This window comes from Rhizobacter sp. P2_D12 (assembly GCF_056404395.1).
In genome coordinates this window covers 1-11,046 of the sequence record NZ_JBFUEB010000152.1, presented here as the reverse complement: position 1 = coordinate 11,046, position 11,046 = coordinate 1, and the positions used below count along the sequence as shown (strand labels likewise).

General features: G+C 73.8%; 3 protein-coding genes. All 3 read right to left on the bottom strand.

The genetic code is table 11. The annotated features are described in order from the left end of the window. Nucleotides 1-769: condensation domain-containing protein (locus AC1DYN_RS29575; RefSeq protein ID WP_477965864.1), on the bottom strand; the 769-nt coding region annotated here is incomplete at its 3' end. Further along, nucleotides 766-8,508, bottom strand: coding sequence for an amino acid adenylation domain-containing protein (locus AC1DYN_RS29570; RefSeq protein ID WP_477965858.1), 7,743 nt, complete (start codon nt 8,506-8,508; stop codon nt 766-768). The genes AC1DYN_RS29575 and AC1DYN_RS29570, both read right to left, overlap by 4 nt. Next, nucleotides 8,509-11,046: amino acid adenylation domain-containing protein (locus AC1DYN_RS29565; RefSeq protein WP_477965849.1), on the bottom strand; the 2,538-nt coding region annotated here is incomplete at its 5' end.

Genomic DNA, 11,046 nt, shown 5'->3' with positions numbered 1-11,046 from the left:
GCGTGAACCGCAGCAAGCCGCCGCGCGCACTGCGCCGGGCGCTGCGCGGGCGGTCCAGCGGCAGGGTCGTGGCGAGCGGCGCACCGCGCAGCTCCTCGCACCACCAGCTGCGCTGCCGCTCCAGCTCGCCGGCCTCCAGCCAGCGCTGCTGCCACAGCGCGTGGTCGGCATAGCCCAGCGCCAGCGCGTCGGGCGCCTGGCCCCGCAGCAGCGCTGCCAGCTCCTGCAGAAGCAGCCCGACCGATCCCCCATCGGCGGCGATGTGGTGCACGCCGAGCAGCAGGCTCTTCGCGCCATCCTCGGCGCAATGCAACGCGGCCCGGAAGACCGGCCCGTGCTCCAGGTCGAACGGCAGCGCCGCGAAGTCGTTCGCTGCATCGCCCGCGCACAGCGCCCAGCCGAACACCGGCTCGGGTTGCACCCGCTGCACCGGCTGCCCGTCGGCATCCAGCCCGTAGCGCGTGCGCAGCACCGCATGCCGTTCGACCAGCCGGCGCAGCGCCGCCTGCAACGCGTCGACGCTGCAATCGCCGCGGATCACCATCCGCCCGGCCAGGTTGTAGGCCGGCGACTGCGGCGCGCGCTGCCACGCCAGCCACAGCGCACGCTGCGCCGGCGCCAGCGGCACCGCGGCGGCGGGGTCGCGCGCGAGCATCGGCAGTGCCGCGAAATCCAGGCCTTCGGCGCGCAGGCGGTCGACGAACGCCCGCCGCTTGCCAGCCGGCAACTGCACGAAGCGGCGCGACAGCGAAACCAGGTCCAGTGTCATTCCAGGGTCTCTTCCAGTTCATCCAGCAAGGCAGCAAGCCGGCCGACACCGGCGGCCGGCTGCAGCGGCAAGGCGGCCGCGAAATCGGCGAACACCGGCCGGTCGAACAGGCTGCGCAGCGCGAGCTCGACGCCGAACTGCCGCTTCACCTCGGCCACCAGCCGCACCGCGAGCAGCGAATGCCCGCCCAGCTCGAAGAAGTGATCGTGCCGGCCGATGCGTTCGAGGCCCAGCACCTCGCACCAGATCGCCGCCAGCTTCTGCTCGGTCTCGCCCAGCGGCGGCTGCGTGGCGTCGCCCTCGAAGGCCGGCTCCGGCAGCGCATGGCGGTCGACCTTGCCGTTGGCATTCAGCGGCAGCGCCGGCAGGGTCACCAGCGCCGACGGCAGCATGTAGTCCGGCAGCACCGCCGCCAGCCGCTCGCGCAGCTGCGCGGGCTCGATCGCCGCACCGGGCTTCAGCGACACGTAGGCCACCAGCCGCAGGCCCCCGGCCGACGGCCGCGCCAGCACCACCGCCTCGCGCAGCTCGGGCTGCGCCAGCAACTGCACCTCGATCTCGCCCAGCTCGACGCGGAAGCCGCGCAGCTTCACCTGGTGGTCGATGCGTCCCAGGTATTCGATCTCGCCACCGTCGCCCCAGCGCACCAGGTCGCCGGTGCGGTACAGCCGCCCGCCGTGCGCATCGAACGGATCGGCGACGAAGCGCTCGGCGGTCAGCCCCGGCCGGCCGAGGTAGCCACGCGCCAGCAGCGCGCCGCCGATGCACAGCTCGCCGGCCACGCCGTCCGGCACCGGGTGCAGGTCGGCATCGACGATGCGCAGCGCGCGCCCCGGCAGCGCGCGGCCGATCGGCACCTGCGCCGGCAACGACCGACGGCCGTCGACATACGGCGTGCAGTCCAGCACCGACGCGGTCACGCTGGCCTCGGTCGGCCCGTAGGTGTTCAGCAGCCTCACCTGCGACAGCTTGGCCTCGCGCCACGCCTTCAGGCCTTCGGGCGCCATCGCCTCGCCGCCGGCATGCACCTGGCGCAGCGCGCCCATGTCGCGCGGGCCATGGCGCGCAAAGTCTTGCGCCAGCAACAACCAGTAGGCACTCGTCAGGTCGGCCACGCTGATGCGCCGCGCGAGCAGCTCGCGGTGGAAGGTGTCGCTGTCCCAGACCTCGGGCCCGCGCAGCACGACGGCGGCGTCGGCCACCAGCGGCGCGAACAGGTGCTCGATGAATGCGTCGAAGTTCAGCGACGCGAACTGCAGCACGCGGTCGCCGGGTACGAGTCCGTAGTAGCCGATCGCGACCCGCGCATGGCGCGACAGCACGCGGTGCGAAATGCCGACGCCCTTCGGCCGGCCGGTCGAGCCGGAGGTATAGATCACATAGGCCAGTTGGTCGGGATGCACGGCCACCTGGGGATCGCTCGCCGGTTCATCGGCCAGGTCGGCCTCGTCGACCTGCTTCAGCACCAATTCGATGCCGCTGTCCACCACCATCGCCGCCAGCCGCTCGGCCGGGTACGCCGGGTCCAGCGGCACGTAGGCCGCGCCGGTCTTCAGGACGGCCAGCACCGCGACGATCATCTCGACCGAGCGATCCAGCGCGATGCCGACACGCGCCTCGGGCCCCGCCCCCTGCGCGATCAGCCGGTGCGCCAGCCGGTTGGCGCGCTCGTTCAGCGCCGCGCGGCTCAAGGTGCGTTCGCCGAAGAGCAGCGCCGGCGCCTGCGGCTGCAGGCGCGCCTGGCGCTCGATCAGGCGATGCACCGGCTCGTCGGGCGCGGCCGGCAGCGGGTTCTCTCCCTGCTGCAGCAGGCGCCGGCGCTGCGCGGCATCCGCCAGCTCGACCGTGCCGACCGAGGCCTGCGGCGCCTGCACGAAGCGCTCGAGCACCTGCTCGACCTGCGCCGCGAGCGCCGCCACCGCCGCTGCGCCGAACGCGTCGTGCGCGTAGCGGTAGTCGAACACCAGCTCTGCTGCCTGGTGCACGGCCAGCGTCATCGGATAGTGGGTGTCGTCCCGCGTGCTTGCCGCACCGAAGCGCAGCCCGCCGGGGGCCGCCTGCTTCAGCGCGGCATCGACCGGGTAGTTCTCGAACACCACGAGGCTGTCGAACAGCCCCTGCCCGCCGTGCCCGGCCCAGTGCTGGATCTCGACCAGCGGCGTGTGCTCATGCTCGCGGGCTTCCAGGCCCTGGGCCTGCAGCTCGCGCAACCAGTCACCCACCGGCTGGTTCGCGCGCAACGTCGCGATCACCGGCAAGGTGTTGATGAACAGCCCCAGCATCTGCTGCGCGCCCGGCAGCTCGGCCGGCCGGCCGGCGACGGTGCTGCCGAAGCACACCGTGCGCTGGCCGGTGCAGCGCGACAGCACCAGCGCCCAAGCCGCCTGCACCAGCGTGTTGACCGTCACGCGCTCGCGCCGCGCCGCATCGGCCAGGCGCTGCGTGCGTGCGGCATCGAGCGTGCGGCGGTGCCCGCCCTGGCCGGGGGCCGGGTCGTCGGGCTTGGGCAGCGCCGCGGCCAGCCGCGTCGGCTCGTGCAGGCGGCCCAGCTGTTCGCGCCAATGCGCCTCGCCGGCACGCGGATCGCGCGATTGCAGCCACGCGATGAAGTCGCGATAGCGGCCGGCCTGCACCGGCCGCGGCGCGCCGGCGTACTCGCGCAGCACCTCGCCCATCAGCTGCGAGCTGCTCCAGCCGTCCAGCAGCAGGTGGTGCGCGGTCCACACGACGTGGTGGCGGTCGTCGGCGGTGCGCAGCAGCGCCACCCGCATCAGCGGCGGATGGGCCAGGTCGAAGCCCGTGGCGAGTTCCGCCTGGGCATGGCCGTCGACCTCCGAGGCATCCCTGCCGCGCCAGTCCTGCACCGACCAGGGCAGCTCGACGCGCCGCGCCACCCACTGCAGCGGCGGCTCCACGGAGGCGAGGAACCCACTGCGCAACACCTCGTGCCGCTCCAGCACCGCGAGCCACGCGGCCCGGAAGCGGCCGAGGTCCAGCCCGTCGATGTCGACGCGCAACTGCGTGCGGTAGGCCGCCGCATCGGCGCTGCCGACCAGCGTGTGGAACAGCATGCCGGCCTGCATCGGCGACAGCGGGTACAGGTCGTCGACCTGGTCGATCGGCAGCGGCAGCGCGTCGAGCGCGTCCTGGTCCAGCCGCGCCAGCGGCACGTCCGACGGCGTCAGGCCGGGTTCGGCGCCCAGGCAGTGCGCGATCAAGGCCAGCAGTTCGTCGCGGAAGCCGTCGACCCAGCGCTGCACCGTCGCGCGTTCGTGGCGCGCCTCGCTGAAGCGCACCGCAAGCGCGAGCCGGCCCTGGAACACGCGGCCGTCGATCGAGAAATCGTGCGCCTGCGGTGCCCCCTCGTCGACCGATGCACCCGCGCGCTCGGTGGCCGGAAACCACGCCGCCGCCTCGTCGACGCTGCCGTCGAACTGGCCGAGGTAGTTGAAGACGACGCGTGCCGGCGGCAGCGCGCGCAGTGCGCGTTGCACGTCGGGCGGGCCCATGTGCTTGAAGACGCCATGCTCCAGCCCGCGGCGCGGAATGCGGCGCAGCGCTTCCTTGACGCGCTTCAGCGCAGCCCCCGGCTCGCCCAGCGGGTCGAGCACGACCGGGAACAGCGTGGTGAACCAGCCGACCGTGCGCGACAGGTCGAGGGCCGGCGACAGCGCCTCGCGGCCGTGGCCTTCGACGTCGATGCGGATCGACGCATGCCCGCTCCAGGCGCACAGCGCGCGGCCCAGCGCGGTCAGCAGCAGGTCGTGGGCCTGGGTGCGGTACGCGGCAGGGGCACGCTTGAGCAGCGCCTCGGTCTGCGCGGCGTCCAGCTGCAGGTCCACCGTGACCTGGCGGGCGGCGCTGTTGTCGCCGTCGGGCCGGTCGCACGGCAGGTCGACCGGTGCGTCGGCGAGCGCGTCGTCCGGCGCGGGCGGCGCCGACAGCGCGTGGGCCTGCAGCGCGAAGGCCCAGTCCTGGTAGCTGCTGGTCTTGGGTGGCAGCACCACCGGTTGGCCGGCGCGGCATTGCGCATAGGCCGACTGCAGGTCTTCGAGCAGGATGCGCCACGAGACGCCATCGACCACCAGGTGGTGCACCGCGAGCAGCAATCGCCAGGTGCCGTCGGCCACCTCGATCGCCAGGCCGCGCAGCAGCGGGCCGCGCGCCAGGTCCAGGCTGCGCTGGGCTTCGTCGCACAGCGATTCGATCTGCTGCGCCGTCACAGCGCGGCGCACCCACAGCAGTTCGCGCAAATGCCCCTCGGGCACCGGCGTGTAGGCCTGCTGCCACGCACCGCACGCATCGCGCCGAAAGCGCAGCCGCAGGCTGTCGTGCTGCCGCACCAAGGCGACCAGCGCCTGCTGCAACGCGGCCGGCTCGAGCCGTGCGCGGCAATGCAGCAGCAGCGACTGGTTCCAGTGGTGGTGCCGGCGCTGCACGAGCTCGAAGAACGCCGACTGGATCGGCAGCAGCGGCACCGCACCATCCGCTTCGCGCGCTGCGGCCGGTGCCTGCTCGGGCTCGGCCAGCGGCGCCAGCAGGGCCGGCGTCTGGCGCTCGAACACCTGGCGCGGCGTCAGCTTCCAGCCGGCGCGGCGCAGGCGCGCGACGATCTGCAGGCTCAGGATCGAATCGCCGCCCAGCTCGAAGAAGTTGTCGTGCCGGCCCACGCGCGCCACGCCCAGCAGCTCGGCCCAGCAGGCGGCCAGCGCCTCCTCGACCGGCCCTTGCGGCGCTTCGTAGCGCGCATCGCCGGGCGCTTCGGGCTCGGGCAGCGCGCGCCGGTCGACCTTGCCGTTCGGGCTCAGCGGCAAGGCGTCCATCACGACGATCGCCGCCGGCACCATGGGGTCGGGGAGCACGCGGCCCAGCCGTTCGCGCAACGCTGTGCCGGCGAGCACCGCGCCGGCCCGTGCCGTCACGTGGGCCACCAGGCGCGCCCCGCCCGGCCCGGTCTGCACCGTGACCACCGCCTCGGCGACGCCGGGTTGCGCCAGCAGTTGCGCCTCGACCTCGCCGGGCTCGATGCGAAAGCCGCGCAGCTTGACCTGCTGGTCGATGCGGCCCAGGTATTCGAGTTGTCCATCGGCGCCCCAGCGCACCAGGTCGCCGGTGCGGTACAGGCGGCCGCCCCGCGCATCGAACGGGTCGGCGACGAAGCGCTCGGCCGTCAGCGCCGCGCGGCCCAGGTAGCCGCGCGCGAGGCCTGCACCGCCCAGGTACAGCTCGCCGACCGCACCCGGCGGCAGCCGGTTCAGGTCGGCATCGAGCACCTGCGCCGTGCGGTCGCCGCACGGCCGGCCGATCGGCGTGTAGGCGGCTTCGGGCAGCGCCGCATCGCCGCGCGCCTTCCACAGCATCGGCGTGACCACCGCCTCGGTCGGGCCGTAGCCGTTGATCAGCAGGCCGGGCCTCAGGTGTTCGCGCACCGCCTGCAGCGCCGCGCGCGGCATGGCCTCGCCGCCGAACGAGATCAGCGCGAGGGGCGGCACGTCGCCCTGCTCCTTCGCGCCCTGCGCCAGCGCCTGCAGGTAGGCGGGCGGGAAGCCGGCGTTCGTGATGCGATGCGCACGCATCGCATCCAGCGTCTGCGCCGGCGTCCAGAGCGCGTCGTCGCGCAGCAGCAGCGAGGCGCCGCAGCCCAGCACCGTCAGCAGCCGCTCGTGCGCGCCGTCGAAGGAGAACGACAGGAAATGAAGCTCGCGGGTGTGCGGGCCCATCTCGTACAGCCCGGCTGTTGCCTGGCAGTGCATCGCGAGCGGGCCGTGCGTGACGGCCACGCCCTTGGGGCGGCCGGTCGAGCCCGAGGTGTAGATGACGTAGGCGAGGCTGCCGGGGTGCAGCGGCACCGCCAGGTCGTGCGCGGGTTCGCCGTCGAGCGGCAGCGTGTCGAGTTCGAGCACCGGCAGCGCGCGGTCGCCGGCGATGCGCTGGTGCAGCGCACGGGTGGTCAGCAGCAAGCTGGCCCCGCTGTCGTCGAGCATGAAGCCCAGGCGCTCGGCGGGATGCTCCGGGTCCAGCGGCAGGTAGGCACCGCCGGCCTTCAGCACCGCCAGCAACGCGACCACGAGTTCCACCGAGCGCGGCAGCGCCACCGCGACGCGGGCCTCGGGACGCACGCGCAGGCGGTGCGCCAGGCGATTCGCGCGCCGGTTCAGCTCGGCGTAGCTCACCGCCTCGTCGCCATGGATGACGGCAGGCGCATCCGGTTGCTCGGCCGCCCGGCGTTCGAACAGCCGATGCACGTAGCCCGGATGCCAATCCGGGGTTTGTCCGACAGATCCCGGATTGGCGTCCGGGCCACGGAACAGTTCGACCTCCCCCAGCCGTGTCTGCGGGCGCTCCGCCAGCGCCGTCAACACCACCAGGTACAAGCGCGCGAGCCGCGCGATCGTCTCGGCCGCGAACAACCCGTCCGCATGGCTGAACACCGCCCGCACCTGCCCATCGGGCCGCTCGATCGTGTCCAGCGCCAGCTCGAACTGCGCCGCCGGCGCGCCCAGCGCCTGTTCCTGCACCACCAACCCCGGCAACTGCGCGCGCCAGCCGTCGTCCTTGCGCTGGTGGTTGTAGAGCACCTGGAACAGCGGGTGCGTGCCCAGGCTGCGCTCCGGCTGCAACGCGTCGACCAGCTGCTCGAACGGCAGGTCGGGATGCGCCTGCGCGCCCAGCGCCGCATCGCGCGCCTGCTGCAGCACCTGCGCCAGGCGCAGCCGCCCATGCAGCTCGTTGCGCAGCACCTGCGTGTTGACGAAGAAGCCGACCAGACCCTCGGTCTCGGGCCGCTGCCGGTTCGCCATCGGCACGCCGACGCGCACGTCGTGCTGCCCGGTCCAGCGCGCCAGCAGCGCCTGCCAGCCGGCCAGCAGCGCGATGAACAGCGTCGCGCCTTCCGCCTGCGCACGCCGGCGCAGCGCCTGCAGCAGCGCGGCCGGCAGCTCGATCGCGTGCTGCGCCGCGCGGTAGCGGCCATCGGCGCGGCGCGGCCGGTCGGCCGGCAGTTGCAGCACCGGCTGCTCGCTGCCGAGCTGCGCCGTCCAGTACGCGAGCTGCCGCGCCTTCTCGCCGGCCTCCAGCCAGTGGCGCTGCCAGCGCGCGTAGTCGGCGTAGCGGATCGGCAGCGGCGGCAACACCGGTGCCCCGCCGGCCAGCCGCGCCCGGTACTGCGCGACAAATTCGTCGACGATCACCTGCAGCGACGCGCCGTCGGAGACGATGTGGTGCATCACGACCGCCAGCACGTGCTCGTCCGCGGCGACGCGCAGCAGCGCCAGCCGCAGCAGCGGGCCGCGCTCCAGGTCGAACGGCGTCTCGGCGATGCGCTGCAGCGCGTCGGCGAGACCGCCTTCGTCCACCGCGTCGACGTCGATGCCGACCTCGGCCGCCGGCAACACGACCGGCCTCGCCAGGCCCTCCGGCGTCGCCTCGAACACGGTGCGCAGCGACTCGTGCCGCTCGACCAGCGCCGAGAAGCTCGCGCGCAGCGCCGCCACGTCGAGCCGGCCCTGCAGCCGCAGCGCACCGGCGACGTGGTACGCGGTGCTCGCCGGATCGAGCCGCCACAGGAACCACTGCCGCGCCTGCGCGTACGACAGCACGGCCGGCTGCTCCTCCACCGCGACGATGGGCAGGCGCCCGAAGTCGATCCCCTGCTCGCGCAGGCGCGCCAGGAAGGCGCCCTGCTTGTCGACCGGCAGACGCGCAAAGCGCGCGGCGATCTCCTGCTTCCTGGCCTGCATTCAGTTCTCCAGCGACACGAGCCAGTCGGCCATGCGATCCAGCGATTCATCGTCGGCGGCCGGCGCCGCCCGTTGCACGGCCGCGGCCAGCGAGGCCAGCGAGCCGTGCTCGAAGACCTCGCGCAGCGGCATCGCCACCTGCAGCCGCGCCTCGATGCGCGACTGCACGCGCAACGCCGCCAGCGAATGGCCGCCGAGCTCGAAGAAGCGGTCGCCGCGCCCCACCCGCTCGATGCCCAGCACCTCGGCCCAGATGGCGGCGAGCGCGGCCTCGATCTCGCCGCGCGGCGCCTCGAAGGGACGTGCCGCGACGCCCGCCTCGGGCAGCGCGTTGCGGTCGATCTTGCCGTTGGCGTTCAGCGGCAGCCCGTCGAGCACCACGATCGCACCCGGCAGCATCGCGTCGGGCAGCTGCTGCGCCAGTTGCGCGCGCAGCCCGACGCCGTCGAGCGACGCGCCCGACACGTAGCCGACGAGCCGCGGCCCGTCGGCCGCCGGCCGCGCGACCACCACCGCCTCGCGCACGCCGGGCTGCGCCAGCAGCGCGGCCTCGATCTCGCCGAGCTCGATGCGCACGCCGCGGATCTTCACCTGGTGATCCAGCCGGCCCAGGTACTCCAGCTGGCCGTCGCGGCGCCAGCAGGCCAGGTCCCCGGTGCGGTACAGCCGTTCGCCGGCGGTGCCCAGCGGGTCGGCCACGAAGCGCTCGGCGGTCAACCCCGGCCGGCCGAGGTAACCGCGCGCAAGCCCGATGCCGCCCAGGTAGAGCTCGCCCGGCACGCCAGGCGGCACCGGGTTCATGCCCCCATCGAGCACCCACGCGCTCGTCGCCGAGATCGGCCGGCCGATCGCGACCGCACTGCGGCCGTCGTCGCGGCAGGTCCAGTGCGTCACGTCGATGGCCGCCTCGGTCGGGCCGTACAGGTTGCAGAGCGCCGCTCGCGGCAGGCGCCGCAGCAGCTCGTCCTGCACCGACGCCGGCAGCGCCTCGCCGCTGCAGACGATGCGGGCCAGGCTGTCGCAGCGCTCGACCTCGGCATGCGCCAGGAAGGCCTGCAGCATCGACGGCACGAAATGCAGCGTCGTCACGCGCTCGCGCCGGATCAGCGCCGCCAGCTTTGCGGGCTCGCGGTGCGCGCCCGGCGCGGCGATCGCCAGGCGCGCGCCGACCATCAGCGGCCAGAAGAACTCCCACACCGAGACGTCGAAGCCGAACGGCGTCTTCTGCAGCACGGTGTCGTGGCGCGTCAGCCCGTAGGCCTGCTGCATCCACGCCAACCGGTTGTGCAGCCCGCGGTGGTGGTTGGCCGCGCCCTTGGGCCGGCCGGTCGAGCCGGAGGTGTAGATCACGTAGGCCAGGTGGTCGCCGTGCAGCGCAACGTCCGGATCGGTATCCGGTCCGTCCTGCGACGCCTCGACGTCGAGGACCCGCACCGCGCTGGCCGGCATGCGCTCGCGCAGCCGGGCCTGCGTCAGCAGCAGCGCGATGCGGCTGTCGTCGATCATCCAGGCCAGCCGTTCGGCCGGATGCTCCGGGTCCAGCGGCACGTAGGCGGCGCCGGCCTTCAGGATCGCGAGCAGGCCCACGACCATCTCGAACGAGCGCTCCATCGCGATGCCGACGCGCGTCTCGGGCCCGGCGCCTGCGGCGATCAGCCGGTGCGCCCAACGGTTGGCACGGCGGTTCAGCTCGCCGTAGCTCATCCTGTCGTCGCCGAAGCTCAAGGCCGGCGCCTCGGGGCGGGCCTGCGCCTGCCGTTCGAACAGCCGGTGCACCGGCGCCTCGTACGCATGGCGCTCGTCGTTGACGCTCCAGCGCCGCTGTCCTTCGCCCGGCAGCTCGACCTCGCCGACGCGGCCCTGCGGCCGGGCCACCAGCGCACGCAGCAAGGCCTCGTAGTGGGCCGCCAGCCGCGCGATGGTGGCCGCGTCGAACAGCGCATCGGCGTAGCGGAAATCGGCGCGCAGGCTGCCGTCGTCCAGCTCCTGCGTCTCCAGCGTCAGCTCGAAGGGCGCGGCGCGCTCGGCCAGGTCGATGCGCCGCACCTGCAGCGCCGGCCAGCCGGCGGGCGCCTTGCCGCCCTGGCCAAGGTGGTTGAACATCACCTGGAACAGCGGCGTCACGTTCGGCAGGCGCGGCGGCCGCAGGGCCTCGACCAGGTGGTCGAACGGCAGGTCCTGGTGCGCCTGGGCCTCGAGCGCGGTGTCGCGCACCTGCGCCAGCAGCTCGCCCAGCGGGGTGTGCGCGGCGAGTCGCGCCGGCAGCACCAGCGTGTTGATGAAGAAGCCGACCACGCGCGCCGTCTCCGGCCGGTGCCGGCTCGCCACCGGCACGCCGACGCGCAGCTCGGGCTGGCCGGTGTGGCGGAACAGCAGGGCCTGGAAGGCCGCGAGCAGGCCCATGAAGAGCGTCGCTCCGCTGTCGGCAACGCGCTGTTTCAGCGCGGCCAGCAGGTCCGGCGGCAGGTCGAGGCGATGCCGGGCCGCGCCCGATCCGGATGCCGCGGTGCGCGGCCGGTCGGCCGGCAGGCTCAGCAC